General features: G+C 75.2%; 13 protein-coding genes. 11 read left to right on the top strand and 2 right to left on the bottom strand.

What is annotated here, in order from left to right:
* Positions 1-224 precede the first annotated feature (224 nt).
* From VG276_01510 to VG276_01465, 10 genes are all read left to right on the top strand, one after another.
* The gene (locus tag VG276_01510; GenBank protein ID HEV8648086.1) at positions 225-839 is read left to right on the top strand and encodes a hypothetical protein; all 615 of its coding nucleotides are present in this window, start codon (positions 225-227) and stop codon (positions 837-839) included.
* Between the two features lie 133 nt (positions 840-972).
* Positions 973-1,716 carry a hypothetical protein gene (locus tag VG276_01505; protein HEV8648085.1) on the top strand — a complete coding sequence of 248 codons (744 nt, stop codon included), beginning with the start codon at positions 973-975 and terminating at the stop codon, positions 1,714-1,716.
* A gap of 4 nt (positions 1,717-1,720) precedes the next feature.
* Positions 1,721-3,730, top strand: a complete 2,010-nt coding sequence (locus VG276_01500) for a copper resistance protein CopC (GenBank protein HEV8648084.1) — start codon at positions 1,721-1,723, stop codon at positions 3,728-3,730.
* Between the two features lie 8 nt (positions 3,731-3,738).
* On the top strand, positions 3,739-4,251 hold the full coding sequence (locus VG276_01495) for a DUF6130 family protein (GenBank protein ID HEV8648083.1): 513 nt from the start codon (positions 3,739-3,741) through the stop codon (positions 4,249-4,251).
* Between the two features lie 170 nt (positions 4,252-4,421).
* Positions 4,422-4,952, top strand: a complete 531-nt coding sequence (locus VG276_01490; protein ID HEV8648082.1) for a CPBP family intramembrane glutamic endopeptidase — start codon at positions 4,422-4,424, stop codon at positions 4,950-4,952.
* A 206-nt stretch (positions 4,953-5,158) separates the two neighbouring features.
* Positions 5,159-6,433: an ABC transporter substrate-binding protein gene (locus VG276_01485; GenBank protein ID HEV8648081.1), complete on the top strand. Its 1,275-nt coding sequence runs from the start codon at positions 5,159-5,161 to the stop codon at positions 6,431-6,433.
* A gap of 46 nt (positions 6,434-6,479) precedes the next feature.
* Complete coding sequence (locus VG276_01480) at positions 6,480-7,433, top strand: hypothetical protein (GenBank protein ID HEV8648080.1); 954 nt, start codon at positions 6,480-6,482, stop codon at positions 7,431-7,433.
* Complete coding sequence (locus tag VG276_01475) at positions 7,430-8,557, top strand: hypothetical protein (protein HEV8648079.1); 1,128 nt, start codon at positions 7,430-7,432, stop codon at positions 8,555-8,557. The genes VG276_01480 and VG276_01475 overlap by 4 nt, the downstream gene beginning before the upstream one ends.
* Positions 8,558-8,802: 245 nt before the next feature.
* Positions 8,803-9,705: an iron uptake transporter permease EfeU gene (gene efeU / locus VG276_01470; GenBank protein HEV8648078.1), complete on the top strand. Its 903-nt coding sequence runs from the start codon at positions 8,803-8,805 to the stop codon at positions 9,703-9,705.
* A 59-nt stretch (positions 9,706-9,764) separates the two neighbouring features.
* On the top strand, positions 9,765-10,178 hold the full coding sequence (locus tag VG276_01465; protein ID HEV8648077.1) for a cupredoxin domain-containing protein: 414 nt from the start codon (positions 9,765-9,767) through the stop codon (positions 10,176-10,178).
* A 59-nt stretch (positions 10,179-10,237) separates the two neighbouring features.
* Here the strand turns inward: VG276_01465 and VG276_01460 are convergent, their stop codons facing one another.
* Positions 10,238-11,134 (bottom strand): cation diffusion facilitator family transporter, encoded by an 897-nt coding sequence (locus tag VG276_01460; protein HEV8648076.1) that lies wholly within the window; start codon positions 11,132-11,134, stop codon positions 10,238-10,240.
* Between the two features lie 312 nt (positions 11,135-11,446).
* Positions 11,447-12,604: a hypothetical protein gene (locus VG276_01455; GenBank protein HEV8648075.1), complete on the bottom strand. Its 1,158-nt coding sequence runs from the start codon at positions 12,602-12,604 to the stop codon at positions 11,447-11,449.
* An 819-nt stretch (positions 12,605-13,423) separates the two neighbouring features.
* Between VG276_01455 and VG276_01450 the strand changes: the two genes are divergently transcribed.
* The coding region (locus VG276_01450) for a hypothetical protein (protein ID HEV8648074.1) at positions 13,424-14,226 on the top strand (803 nt) is incomplete at its 3' end.

Genomic DNA, 14,226 nt, shown 5'->3' with positions numbered 1-14,226 from the left:
GCCGAGGGTTGCCCGGTCGGCTCCAGGCTCCCATGGCATCCAGGCCGCGGTGACGTCCATCCCGGTGCGGCGTCGACCGGGCAGACTTCTGCGACCGGGCAGACCTCTAGAGAGGAGAGCCCCTGGCCTGGCCGAGACCGGCCATGGCGACCAGGCCCGGATGACGCTCTGGTCGCAGGCATCACAGCTGGGCGTTCCGGCTCTCCAGTCGTATGCTGAGCCAAATGCGCGTTCAGGGGACAGGACGGCGCCTTCCGCTCGCGGCCGCCGCGGTGGCGGGGGCCGCGTTCGGCCATACCCTGCTCTACCTCGTCGCTGTGCCCGACACCCAGGCCCGGATGACGGTCCTGGCCGAGACCGGCCACGGCTACTGGTCGGTCGCGGTGGCCGCCGCGATCGTGCTCGGTCTCTTCTCCCTGGCCGGCACCGCCGCCGGGCATCTGCTGGCCGGGCTGGGCCGAACAGGCCAGCCGCCGGCCGGTCTCGGTCCCGGCGGGCTCGGGTCCATGGCGCGCCGCCTCGCGCTCCTGCAGACCGGCATCTTCCTGGTCCAGGAGGCGGTCGAGCGGCTCGCGGCCGGGACGCCGCTCAGTCTCCTCGAACACCACGGGGTGCTGCTCGACGGCATCCTCGTCCAAGTCCTGGTCGCCCTCGGGGTCGCGGCCGTCCTCCACCTCCTCGGCCGGGCGGCCGAGGCCGTCGGCCGTGCCCTCCGCCGGCCGGCAGCACCCGGCCGGCAGCTCGACCTCGGCCCGTTGCCGGCCCCGCCGGCCCGCGCCTCGCGCCGCCCCGGCGCGTACGGCCACATCCGAGCGCCCCCGCTCCCGCAGGTCTCCTAGCGGAGCTGCCCCACGCGTCACGGCCGGCGCCTGCGCCGGCCCACCCGGCGTTGCGGGCTCCAGCCCCGCCATCCGGCGTCCATGAACCGTCCGGATGGGTCCCACCGTATGCCTGGACAGACAGGAGATCCCCGTGAGAACACGCATGGTCAGGGTCGCGGTCGTGCTCGGCCTGGGCGCGCTGCTGGCATCGCTCTCGGCCGTCCCGGCCGTGGCCCACGAGGGCCGCAAGGCGGGCAAGCTCAGCCTCGTCGTCGGGTGGGGCGACGAGCCGGCCTACGCCGGCGAGAAGAACAGCGTGCAGCTCATCCTCTCCGACGGCGCCGGCAAGCCGGTCGTCGACCTCGGCGACGCCATGAAGGTCGAGGTCACCGCGGAGAGCACGCCCGGCCAGAAGATGGACATGACCTTCGAGCCGTTCTTCGAGGTGGGCGAGTTCGGCACCCCGGGTGACTACCGCGCCTTCTTCATCCCGACCACCCCGGGCAAGTACACCTTTCACATCACCGGTACCTACAAGGGCCAGAAGGTGGACCAGAGCTTCACCTCCTCCAAGACCGGCTTCGACGAGGTGACCGACCCCGCCACGGTCAAGTTCCCGGTCAAGGACCCCACCACCGTGCAGCTTGCCCAGCGCCTCGACCGCGAGGTGCCCCGCCTGAACAGCGCCGTCGCGGCCAGCCGGGCCGCCGAGCAGCAGGCGCGCGACGACGCCAGGTCGGCGCGGACCCTGGCCGTCGTCGGGATCGTGGTCGGCCTGCTCGGCCTGGTCGTCGGCGGCGTCGCCCTGGCCAGGCGGTCGGGCAGGGCCACGGCCGAGCCCGAGGACCGCACCGGCCCACCAGGAGCGCTCCAGACCCCGGCCGGGAGGGCCTGACCCGTTGCGGCGCCCAGTTCTCGTCGCCCTGCTCGCCGGCCTGCTCGGCGGCCTGTGGCTGCTCGCCACCGGCCCGGCGGCGGGTGCGCACGCGCTGTTGCGCAGCTCCGAGCCGGCGAGCGGGGCGTCGCTCGACCGGGCGCCGCAGGCCGTCGTCGTCACCTTCACTGAGCCGCTCGACCCGCGCCTGTCACGCGTCCAGGTGCTCGACACCGCCGGCCGGTCGGTGGCGGCCGGCAACGCCGTTCCCGTGCCCGGCCAGCCGTCCCGGCTCCAGGTGCCGCTGGCCTCCGGGCTGCCCAAGGGCACCTACACGGTGAGCTGGCGCACCCTCTCCAGGACCGACGGGCACGTCGCGGCCGGGGCGTTCGCGTTCGGCGTCGGCGTCCAGCCCGGTGCCGCCGCTGCTCCCCGGACAGGCGCGGTCCGGGCAACGGCCCCGCCCAACCCGCTCGGCGTGGCCGGCCGCTGGGCCTTCTACTGCGGGCTGGTCCTGCTCGTCGGTGGGGCAGCAACCGGCCTGGTCGTGTTCGGACGCCGCCTGCCCGACCGGCCCCGGCCGCTGCTCGGCGCGGGCCTGGGCCTGGCCGTGGCCGGCCTGGCCGCCATGACGCTGGCCACGCGCGCCGACGTCGACGCGTCGCTCGGGGAGCTGTTCGCCTCCGGCACCGGCCACGGGCTGCTCCGCCAGGCCGCCGCCCTGGGGGTGACGGTCGCCGCGGTGGCCCTGCTCGCCGCCCGGCCGAGCTCGGCCGGGCGGCTCGCCTTGGCCGGCGCCGCCGCCGCCGGCACGATGGTGGTGCACGTGACCACCGGCCACGCCAACGGGGAGTCCCCGTTCCGCTGGCTGAACCTGCTCTTGCAGTCGGTCCACGTCGTCGCGGTCGGGGTGTGGGTCGGTGGCCTGGTCTGGCTGCTCGCCGGCGTCCGCAGCCAGGACCAGGCCGGGCAGGCGGCGGCGGTCAGGCGCTTCTCCAGCATGGCCGGGCTGGCGCTGGCCGCGGTGGCGACGACCGGCCTGGCCCGGGCCCTGAGCGAGACGAGGAGCTGGGGCCGGCTGCTCAGCACCAGCTTCGGGCGCACGCTCGACATCAAGGTCCTGCTGTTCCTGGGGCTGGTGGCGCTCGGGGCGCTCAACCGCCGGCGCGTCGTGCCCGCGCTGGTGGGCGGGGCCGACAAGCTCGGCACCCTGCGGCGCAACGTGCGGGCCGAGGTCGTGCTGGCCGCGCTGGTGCTGCTCACCACCGGCCTGCTCGCCGGGTTGCCGCCGGCCAAGTCGGTGGCGACCGCGGCCAAGCCTGCCACCCCCGCGAACGTGCAGGTCAGCGGCAACGACTACGCCACCAGCGTGCTGGTCGACCTGGTCGTCGCGCCGGGCACCGCCGGCCCCAACACCTTCCGGGCCCGGGTGGTCGACTACGACACCAAGGCGCCCTTCCCGGCCCGGCGGGTGGAGCTCCGCTTCAGGCTGCCGTCCCGCCCCGACCTCGGTGGGTCAACCCTCGAGCTGACCAAGGAGCGCGACGGGGTCTGGACCGGCCAAGGTGTCCCGCTCTCGATCGACGGCCGCTGGAGCATCACCACGCTCGTCCAGGGCGGCGGTACCGCCGTGACCGTCCCGCTCGAGCTCCAGACCCGCCAGCCCGACGTGGCCACCGCGACCACCCAGCAGGTGCGGGTGTCGCAGATCCCCGGGCAGCCGACCGTCTACACGATCACGATTGCAGGGGGCCGTACCATCCAGACCTACATCGACCCCGGGAAGCCGGGAACCAACCAGGTGCACGCCACGTTCTTCGACGCCAAGGGCAACGAGCAGCCGCAGGCGAGCGTCAGGGTCACGGCCACACCGGCCTCGGGTCCCGCGCCGGTCCTCAGGCTCCTCCGGCTCGGCCCCGGGCACTTCGCGGCCCAGGGCAGGCTCGGCCCCGGGCGGTGGACCTTCGACATCGGCGCGACCGCCCGGGACGGGGTCGCGGCGACCGCACGCTTCGAGCAGGTGATCCAGCAGTGAGGACGTCCATGCCATCCCGACCGACCAGGCGGGTCCTGCCCGTCGCGCTGGTCTTGTCTGTCGCCCGGGTCCTGTCTGTCGCCCGGGTCCTGAGCGTCGCCCGGGTCCTGAGCGCCGCGCTGCTCCTGGCCGCCAGCCTGGCCGCCTGCAGCAAGGCGGACCAGGCGCCACCGGCCGCCACGGCCACCTCCACGACCCTGGGGGAGCGCCTGAGCAGCCCGGCCAAGGTTGTCATCGTCACCCCGCGCAATGGCCAGACCGTGCCAAAGGGCGACGTGCGGCTCAAGGTCGAGCTCGACAAGGCCAAGATCGTCAGCGTGACCACGACCAAGGTGCGGCCCGACCAAGGCCACGTCCACGTCCTGGTCGACGGGCAGCTCGCGGCCATGAACTACACGCTGGACGGCAAGCTGCCCGCCCTGACCCCGGGCCAGCACGTGATCCGGGTGGAGTTCGTGGCCGCCGACCACCTGCCGTTCGACCCCCGGGTCTTCGCCCAGTCGGCATTCCTGGTCGAATGACCTCTGCCTACCCCAGCCAGGCCGGCCCGGTCGCCGCTCGGGCCCCCGGCCCTGGAGTCGCTCCCACCCCCGGCCCTGGAGTCGCTCGGGCCCCAGGCCTAGGGGTCGCTCTGGCTCCCGGCCCAGGGGTCGCTCGGGCCCCCGGCCCAGGGGTCGGCCTCCGGCTCGTCGTGGTCGGCGCCGGCTGCGCCTGGCTGCTACTGCGTCCCGGCCTGTGGGCGCTCCCGGGCGCCGCGGCCATGCTCGCCGCCGGCTACCTCGCCCTCGGGGTGGCGGCCGCCCGGTCCCAGGGGCCGGCCTCCCACGAGACGGCCGGGCGGCCAGCGCCGCTTCCCTGGCCGGCCGTGCTCGCCGCCGGGTTCGCCGCGGTCGCGGCCGCCAGCCTGGCCGGCGGGCCAGCCTTCGCCCTGCGGGCCGACCCCGCCGCCTTCCTCCTTGTGACCTTGGCCGCCGTGGCCGAGGAGGCGCTGTTCCGCGGAGCCCTGTACGGGCTCCTGGAGCGCCTCGGCCCGGTGGCGGCCATCGCCGGCTCCTCCCTGGCGTTCGCGCTCCTGCACGTCCCGCTCTATGGTATGGCCGCGCTCCCGGTCGACCTCGGCGCGGGCCTGCTGTTGTCGTGGCAGCGCTGGGCGTCGGGCCGGTGGACCGTTCCCGCGGCCACCCACGCCGCGGCCAATCTCCTGGCGGTGATCTTGCGGTGAAGTCGATCCGTGACCGGGGCGCAGAGCCCCGGTCGAGTAGCCATGGCGCGCGGGTTCCCGGGTTCCTGGCGGTCCCAGGTACACGACCACGACGCCAGCCGGGGCGGGGGGCCGTTCGGGTGGGGACAGCAGGCTTCCTGGCGGTCCTTGGTGCACGACCGCGCCGGTACCCAACCGGCGCTCTGGCGCGCTTCAGGCAAGCTGGCATGGCCCGCCCTGGGGGTCTTGGGCGCTCCGGCGCTGTCGCTGCCCTGCTGGTGGTGGTCGCACTGCTCGCGGCATCGTGCACCAGCGGCGACGACCCGGTGACGATCGGCGCGATCTACCCGCTGTCGGGCGCGCAGTCGGTGGGCGGGATCGAGGAGTTCCGCGGCGTGAAGGTCGCCGCCGAGCTGGCCAACAAGCACGGCGGCGTCCGCGGCCGGCCGATCCGGCTCGACCAGGTGGACGTGCCGGTCGCCGAGGCCGCCCCCGGCGCCGTGGCCCAGCTCGCCGACCGGGGGGTCGAGCTGCTGCTGGGCAGCTACGGCAGCACCATCTCGAGCCCGGCCGCCAGCGCCGCGGTCGGCCGCGGCCGGCTGTTCTGGGAGACCGGCGCGGTCGGCAAGCTGGCCGGCGTGGACGCCGATGCCAATGGCCTGGTGTTCCGGATGGCGCCCACCGGTGGGGTGCTGGGACGCTCGGCGATCTCGTTCGTGGCCGAGCAGCTCGGCCCGAAGCTCGCCCGCACGCCGGGCTCGCTGCGCTGGGCGGTGGTCTCGGTCGACGACGTCTACGGCGAGGCGGTGGCCGAGGGCGCCCTGGACGAGCTGCGCCGGCGCGGGCTCCGGGTGGTCGGCAAGTTCGCCTACGACCCCAACCGCTACGACCCCAAGGCAGCCGTCCGGCGCATCGCCGCGACCAGGCCGGACGTGCTGTTCGTGGTCGCCTACCTCGAGGACGGGGTCGCGCTGCGCCGCGAGACCGTGCGCCAGCACGTCCCCCTGCTGGCCAGCATCGGCACCTCGTCGAGCTACTGCATGCCCCAGTTCGGCGCGGAGCTGGGACGGGAGGCGGTGGGGCTGTTCGCCTCCGACAAGCCCGACACCCACGGGATCAACCCCAGGGGCCTGGCCGGGGACGCCCGCGCGCTGCTCACCGAGGCGGACGCCGCCTACCGGGCCCAGTACGGGGAGTCGATGACCGCCCCGGCGCTGGCCGGCTTCGCGGGCGCCTGGGCCCTGTTCCACCACGTGCTCCCGAACGCCAGGTCGACCAAGCCGGCGGACGTGGCCGCCGCCGCCCGCGCCGCCAAGCTGCCGCGGGGCGCCCTGCCCAACGGCAGCGGGCTCGACTTCGGAGCGCCGGGCACGATCGACGCGAGCGCCAACCTGAACGCCAGCAGCGTCATCTGGCAGTGGGCGGGGGTGAACCGCCGCGAGGTGGTCTGGCCGCCCCAGTTCGCTACCGCCCCCCTCAACGCCCTGCCGATCGCCCGATGAGCACGGCGGGCGCATCGGGAGCCGAGCGCGGGATGAAGGTACGCCGATGAGCACGGCGAGCGTGTCCGGGACCCGGGTCCGCCGGGCGGTGCTCGCCGGGCTGGGCCTCGCGCTGCTGTACATGGCCGGCGCGGCGGCCAGCGGGTCGCTCAGCCCGCTGGCCAGGCGGCCGCTGCTGGACGGCCTGACCCCGCCCACCTCCTACCGCTGGGTGAAGCCGCCGCCGGCGCTCGCCGCGACCAACAAGAAGCCGACCCCGATGCACTTCACGCTCGCCCTCGGCCCCAAGGGGTCCGACGTGGGCGCCTTCTCGACCCAGGACGGGCAGTTCAACATGGTCTTCGGCGAGGGTGCCTTCGCACCCAGCCCGGGCCAGTCCGAAGTGGCGTTCGACGTCGTGCCGCTCGACCCGGCCAGGGTGGCGCCGGTCCCGAGCGGGCTGCTGGCCGCGGGCAACGCCTACCGGTTCACCGCCCGGTACGAGCCGTCGCGCCGTCCCGTGGACAAACTCGTCGGCGAGGTCAACGCCGGCGTGGTCTACCCGCTGCTGGCGACCCCCGTGGCCAGCCCCTCCGGACACCTGCTGCTGTACTCGGCGGACGGCAAGGCGGCCTGGACCCGGCTGCAGAGCACCGACGCGCCAGGCGTCCACCAGGTCAGCGCCCGGGTCCCCGGCCCGGGCTACTTCATCGTCGCGATCCCGCCCGGCTCGGCCACCCCGGCCGGCCACAGCCTCGCCAGCCGGGTCAGGACCATCCTGCCCGTCGTGGCCCTCGGGATCCTGATCGGGGCCGCCGCATTCCTGATCGTCGGCCGGACCGAGGTCAAGCGGTGGCTGGCCGCGCGGCGCCGGCCGGCCGAGCAGGCCGCGCACCGGTCCGCCGAAGCGGCCGCGCGCCGGCCCTCCCCCGGCAAGGACGCCGCCGCCAAGCCCAAGCCGAGACCGAGGCCGGCGGGGGGGAAGCGACCGGGGGACGCCAAGCGCCGGAGGCGGCGGTGAGCACCCGCCACCGGACCATCGGCCGGCGCTCCCTCGCCCGGCTCGGGCTGGCCCTCCCGCTCGCCGCGGTCCTGCTGGCCGTGCTCGCCGGTCCGGCCGCCGCCCACGGGGTCGGGGTCGGCCTGCGGCCGACCAACTACCTCACCACGGTCACCGCGATCACCCCGGCTCTCCCCGCCCTCGACGTCCGCATCCTCGAGGCGGGCGACAAGATCGAGCTGACCAACCGCACCGGCCAGGAGGTGGTCGTCCTCGGCTACAACTCCGAGCCCTACCTGCGCATCGGACCGGCCGGGGTGTACCGGAACGAGCGCTCGCCGACCACCTACCAGAACCGGTTCTCCACCCCGCCGAAGGCGAGTCAGATCCCACCCGACCTGAGCCCGTCCGCCACGCCCGAGTGGCGGCGGATCGGCCCGGGCCCGACGGCGGTCTGGCACGACCACCGCAGCCACCGGGAGGGGCTCGAGACCCCGCCCGAGGTCCGCCAGGCCCCCGGGCGCAGGCACGTGGTCGTGCCGAACTGGCAGATCCCGGTTAGGCAGGGGTCGCGGACCTTCATCATCAGCGGCACCATCACCTGGGTCCCCGGGCCGTCCCCGTGGCCCTGGGTGCTTGGCGCTGTCCTGCTCTGCGCCGGGGTGATCCTGGCCAGCCACACCCGGCGCTGGCGGGAGGCGCTGGTCGCCGCGACCAGCGCCGCGGTCGTCGCCGACGTCCTCCACACGGCCGGGTCGTGGATCGCCTCGACAGCGTCCAGCGCGGTCAAGACCTATGGGATGAGCGTGTCGGCCGCCGCCTGGGTGGTCGGAGCGCTGGCCGTCGTGCGGCTGCTGCGTGGTAGGGACGAGGCCGCTCGTCCCTACCTGCTCCTCGCGGGCGTGTTCCTGCTGCTGGCCGGGGGCGTGCTCGACCTTCCGACGCTGGGCCGGTCCCAGCTCCCGTCGGCGCTCGGGCCGACCGCCACCCGGGCCGTGGTCACCGTCGTGCTCGGCCTAGGCGCGGGCATCGTCTTCGTGGCCCTGCGCGGCCTGCCCGAACCGCCCCGCCGTCGGGCCGGTTCGGGCAGGCCGCATCCCGGGGCGGCCAGGCGGCCGCCGCAGCGGCCGCCGCAGCGGCGGTGACCCCATCCCGGGACGGGCACTTGCCGCGGCGCTTGCCACTACGGCGATGATCCCCATCCCGGGGGCGGCGCCTGCTGCAGCGGCGGTGACCCGCATCCCGGGCGCGGCGCCTGCCGCAGCGGCGGTGACCCGCATCCCGGGGGCGGCGCTTGCCGCAGCCTCAAGGGAAAGATAGCTTAGGCAAGCCTAAGTTAGGTTCGCCTAAGTCAACGCGCCCCACCGGGGCCCCGAGCTGGAGCGATCGCGTGTTCCAGAACTTCCTGCCGAACTACCTGATCGGCCTGCGAGAAGGGCTGGAAGCAGCCCTCGTCGTCGGCATCCTCGTCGCCTACCTGGTCAAAACCGGCAACCGGGACCGGCTGACCCCGATCTGGGGCGGCGTGGGCGCCGCGGTCGCGATGAGCCTGGCGTTCGGCGCCGCCCTCACGTTCACCGCTGCATCCATGTCGTTCGAGGCCCAGGAGGCTTTCGGCGGGACGCTGTCGATCGTCGCGGTCGGCTTCGTGACCTGGATGGTCTTCTGGATGCGGCGCGCCGCCCGCTTCCTCAAGGCCGAGCTGCACGGCAAGCTCGACGCCGCCCTCGCCATGGGCACCGGGGCGCTCGTCCTCACCGCGTTCCTCGCTGTGGGCCGGGAGGGCCTGGAGACGGCCCTGTTCCTGTGGAGCGCGATCTCCTCCACCGGCGGCAGCACGGCCGGTCCGATCCTCGGGGCCGCCCTCGGCCTCGGGACCGCCGTGCTCCTCGGCTACCTGCTCTACCGGCGGGCGGTCACCCTCAACCTGTCCCGGTTCTTCACCTGGACCGGCGTCGGGCTCGTGGTCGTGGCCGCCGGCGTGCTCGCCTACGGCGTCCACGACCTGCAGGAGGCCGCCATCCTGCCCGGCCTGCACAACCTCGCCTTCGACGTCAGGGCGCAGGTCCCCGCCTCGAGCTGGTACGGCACCCTGCTCAAGGGCGTCTTCAACTTCAGCCCGGCCATGACCTGGCTCGAGCTGGCGACCTGGACCGCCTACCTCGTGCCGGTGCTCTACCTGTTCCTGCGCCCGTCCCAGCCGGCACCGGCCCCGGCTGCTGCCGTGGGGCAGCCCGAGGCCGTGCCGGTGCGGGCGGAGGCCACCCCCAGGCCCGGAGGTGCGCGAGGTTGACAGGACGACCGACTCCCTCCTTCCCGCCCCGTTCCGCCACCCGACCCCAGGAGCCTCCCGTGCCCTTCTCCCCCCTGTCACGCCTGTCGCGCCGGCCCGCCGCCCGCGGCGTGGCCGTCCTGCTCGCAAGCCTGCTCGCCCTCGCCGCGTGTGGCGGCTCGTCCGAGAACCACCCCAAGGGCTCGACGGTCCAGGTGAAGGCCGGGGACAAGACCTGCGAGGTGGCCACGGCGAGCCTGCCCGCCGGGGCGCACCGGTTCGCGGTGACCAACACCGGCAGCCAGGTCACCGAGGTGTACGTCTACGGCGAGGGCGACCGGATCATCGGCGAGGTCGAGGACGTCGGCCCGGGCACCAGCCGCGACCTCACCGTCGAGCTGGCAGCCGGCAACTACCAGGTGGCCTGCAAGCCGGGCATGCAGGGCGCGGGGATCCGCTCGGCCCTGACCGTCTCGGCCGGGACCGGAAGCTAGGCCGCCGGCCAGGCAGTTCCAGATGGCCGGTTTGTACCGTGGACGCGGTGAAGAGGACGTCAACGGTGGGTCGCGCGCTCGTGGCCGCGGTGCTCGGGCAGCTCGAGCTGGAAGGTCGAGTGCCCGATGTCGAAGTGCCCGGCCAGGCAGTCGCAGAGGCGGGCGAGCACGGCCGGGCCGGCGGCTTCCTCCTCGAGCACGACATGGGCCGAGAGCACGTTCATGCCGCTCGTGATCGTCCAGGCGTGCAGGTCGTGGACGTCGGCCACGCCGGGCGTGGTCACGATGTGCCTGCGCACCTCGTCCAGGTCCACGTCCTTCGGGGTGGCCTCGAGCAGCACGTCGACCGCGTCGCGGAGCAGGCTCCAGGTGCGCGGCAGGATGAGCAGGCCGATCAGGGCCGAGGCGATCGTGTCGGCGGCCCGGAAGCCGGTGGTCGCGACGACCACGGCGGCGATCACCACCGCGGCAGACCCCAGTAGGTCGGCGAAGACCTCCAGGTAGGCGCCGCGCAGGTTCAGGCTCCCGGCCTGGCCGCCGCGCAACAGCCACAGCGAGGCGGCGTTGCCGGCGAGCCCGACGGCGGCCACGACCAGCATCGGGCCGCTGGCGATCTCGGGAGGGTGGGCCAGGCGCCGCGCGGCCTCGACGAGCACGGCCAGGCCCACGCCGAACAGCAGCACCGAGTTGACCACGGCGGCCAGGATCTCCAGGCGGTAGTAGCCGAAGGTGCGGGCGGCGGTCGGGGGCCGGCCGGCGAACCAGATCGCGAGCAGGGCCAAGCCGATCCCGGCCACGTCGGTGAGCATGTGCCCGGCATCGGCGAGCAGGGCCAGGCTGCCGGTGACGAAGCCGGCGACGGCCTCGGCGACCAGGATGGCCAGGCTCAGGAGGAAGACGGCCAACAGGCGGCTTTGGCCGGCTCCCGCGGCGCTGGGGCCGTGGGCGTGACCCATCAGCCGGGCGCCCGGCCAAAGCCCCTCGCCCACGCCGATGCTGGCCGCTCTGCGCTCATGCTTCACAGTGCTCATGCTCACAGTATCGTGCCGCACCAGCGGAACCGTCGAACAAGGCCACGGCACGCTGCGGTCGGGCGCGGGTCGGCCAGGCGTGGGAGCGCCTTGGTGGGTGATAGCCGGCTGGCCCACGGAGCGCCGCCGCACGGGGCGTGCCTACAGCGGGCGTGCCACCCCGCTCCCGCCCAGCAGGGCAAGGAGCCGTTCGAAGCCACCCCTGCGTTTTACGGCGGACGTGCCACCCCTGCGGTTCTACAGCGGGCGGGCTGGCCTTGGCGGGCTCGTCCGGACGCCTTCGGCCCTGCGTGCCGGGGTCGGGGGGCGCTGGCGCCCGCCGACCGGCGCGCCCGGGCCCGGCCGGCCCTGCCACGCCGGCACCCACTGGGCTCCTGGGGCTCCCGAGCGTCCTGGGGCTCCTGGGGCTGCCGAGCGTCCTGGGGCTCCCGGAGCTCCCGGCGGGTCGGCGAGGCGGCGGGCCGGGCGCGCGGGGGCGGTGGCTGCCCTGGGGATGCCGGTCCGTCCGTTGGGGTAGGCGGGACCGGGTCGGGCCGACCCGGGGCGAGCGGACCGGTCCGCCCGCCCCGGGGCCGCTCTGGTCCCGGTGGCCAGGGGACGGGCGGGGGGGAGCCAGCGGGCGGTGAGCGCGCCAAGCACCGCGCCGTAGACCCAGTGCCCGGCCATGGCCCCGACCCCGACCACCGGCGTCAGCGGGAAGAAGTGGACCTGGGCCACAGGCCATGTCGCCAGGACGCCGAACAGGCCGAGGCAGATGAGGGTCCCGTAGGCGATGCCGAAGCGGACGCCGCGCCACGGCAGCATGGCGAACGCAAGCCCCATGCCGCCCCCGTTGCCGAGGAAGCGCCAGACGTAGCCCCAGAGCCAGTTGGCGTTGGGGTCGAGGAACAGCAGCTGGCCGATGCGGGGGATGGGGTCGTCCCACATGCCGACGAGCACGAGGCCGAGCCGCAGCATGTCGTAGATGCCGGTGGCGATGATCCCGGCCAGCCAGCCGACCAACGCCCGGCGCCCCCAGGTGCGATGGCGGAAGCCGATCAGCAGGATGCAGGCGACCGCCGGGATGAGCACGTACCGGGTGCCCGCAGGCAGCGGGAGCATCTCGGAGTAGGCGGCGGCCAGCGAGGTGATTGCGGCGAAGCCCAGGGCCAGGAACACCAGCCGCGGGTACAGGGAGGGCAGTGACAGGAGCGGCTGCAGCGCCGCGAGCAGCCGCTCGTCCTCGGCGGCGGCCTTGCGCGCGGTCGTCATCTGCCAGCCCTCGTGCTCCCCGGCCCGCTCGTGGCGCCCGCGCGGGGCCGGCGCAGCCGCGCCCGCCCTGGCCGCGCCCTGCCGGCCTCGGCGCTCCTGGACCTGCTCGTGCCGCCCACCGCCCGGTGCCGACGGGAGCGGCACCGGGCCAGGCGCCGCCCTGCCGGCGGGCCTGGCCGCGCCCGGGACGGGACGGCGGCCGGCCGGAGCGGGCGCCCCGCTGGCGGGGCGAGCCTGCCCCGCGCCGCCTGCACCCGTTCGGGGCGCCGGAAGCCTGGGATCAGCCGGTCCGCGACGAGGCCCTGACCAGGCGGGCCTGGGGTCGGGTCCGGGACGCGCCCCGGGGGCGGGGCCGGGCCCGGCGGGGTAGCCGGAGCCGCCGCCCCGCGGGCGGCCGGGACTCCCCTGGCCCGGCGGCGCGGGCGCGGCCGGCCGCCGAGCCGGCGCTCGGGGCGGGGTGGCCGGTCGGGCCGTGGGCGGGCCGGGCACAGGGCGGGGACCGGCGGAGGGATCGAGCCGCCTGGGGTCGGCGAACCGGGCGCGCGAGCTCGGGAGGTCGGCCTGATCCGGCAGAGGATGCGGCCATGCGTCCGGCCTGCTGATCGTCTCGGTCACGTGGATCCAACCCCTTCTCGCAGCCGTCGACCTGGCGCGACGGCCAAGCCGCGCCCGTAGGGCGCGACATGGCACAGGTTCGCCTGACAGCGACAGCTCGCAACGACAGGTCGGCGTGACACCACGTGGGGGCGTGGGGCCACCGGCTTCGTTCGGGTGGGGATGGGGGTCCCCAGGGGAGCACTACTCTACGAGCATCAGCCATCAAGTCAACTCGGCAGGACCAGCCGATCCTGGCCCGGCCCGGCTGGTCAACAAGATCTGATGAGCTCGATCGGAAATGCTCCTCAAGTCGGGTCGGAGTCCTGCCGATGCTCTGGCGTCGCCGACCGCTGAGGAGAGTCCGCGTTGCCACCGCCGCACCGCCCGAGCCGGCTGCTCCGCAATCTCGGCGTCGGCATGCTCGGCCTTGCCGTCGGGGTCGGGGCCGCCCTCGTGCTGCGCGACCCCGGGCGCCCGGCGCCGACTCCGTCGGTCCAGCGCCTGAACCTCCCGCGCGGCCCGGTGGAGGCGACCGTGGCCGAGCGCGCCCAGGCGCGGCGCCCGGTGGCCCCCGGCAGTGCCGAGGCCGCCGCCCAGCTGTTCCTCTGGGCCGCGGCCCGGGGCGAAACCCTCGCCACCTATGACCTGCTCGACCGCGCCGGGCATGCCAGGTACCCGGCGGTCGGCCTGTGGGAACTGGCCCAGGCGGACCGGCTCGAGATCACCGGTGGCCGCGTCACCGGCCACCGGCCGGCTGGCAACGGGGTGAGCGACGTTGCCGTCGAGGTCACCCACCCGGCCGCCATCGACCCGTTCGACGGGCTCAGCCCGGGCCGCACCGTCGAGGTCTGGCGCGTGCGCCGGGAGGCCGGGCAGTGGCGGGTCGCGGCCGACCCTGTATCGGTGCGTCCGCTGCTGCCCAGCGACCGCACCGCGCCCGCTGCCGTGCAGGCGTGGCTCGCCCGCCTGGCCGCCTGCGACGACCGGGGCGCGGCCGCCCTGCAGGCCCTGCCCGAGCTCTACGGCCCGGAGGACCTGCCGGCGCTGCCCTGCAAGGCCCGGGGCCCCTGGAGGGCCGGGGCCGTGCGCCCCTTCGGCGATGCCGGCGACCCCGCGCCCTACGTCTCGGCCTTCGGTCCCGACGCCGAGTCGTGGGGCCGGGTGGTCAG

It is taken from the genome of Actinomycetes bacterium, assembly GCA_036000965.1.
Classification (GTDB): domain Bacteria; phylum Actinomycetota; class CALGFH01; order CALGFH01; family CALGFH01; genus DASYUT01.
Note: the sequence above shows the minus strand (reverse complement) of the source record. Positions and strands in the feature narration are given on the sequence as shown.

Excerpts from the sequence above, each read along its gene's own strand:
- VG276_01495 (HEV8648083.1), top strand. The coding sequence starts at position 3,739 with ATGCCATCCCGACCGACCAGGCGGGTCCTGCCCGTCGCGCTGGTCTTG.
- VG276_01485 (HEV8648081.1), top strand. The coding sequence starts at position 5,159 with ATGGCCCGCCCTGGGGGTCTTGGGCGCTCCGGCGCTGTCGCTGCCCTG.
- VG276_01480 (HEV8648080.1), top strand. The coding sequence starts at position 6,480 with ATGAGCACGGCGAGCGTGTCCGGGACCCGGGTCCGCCGGGCGGTGCTC.
- VG276_01460 (HEV8648076.1), bottom strand. The coding sequence starts at position 11,134 with ATGGGTCACGCCCACGGCCCCAGCGCCGCGGGAGCCGGCCAAAGCCGC.
- VG276_01510 (HEV8648086.1), top strand. The coding sequence starts at position 225 with ATGCGCGTTCAGGGGACAGGACGGCGCCTTCCGCTCGCGGCCGCCGCG.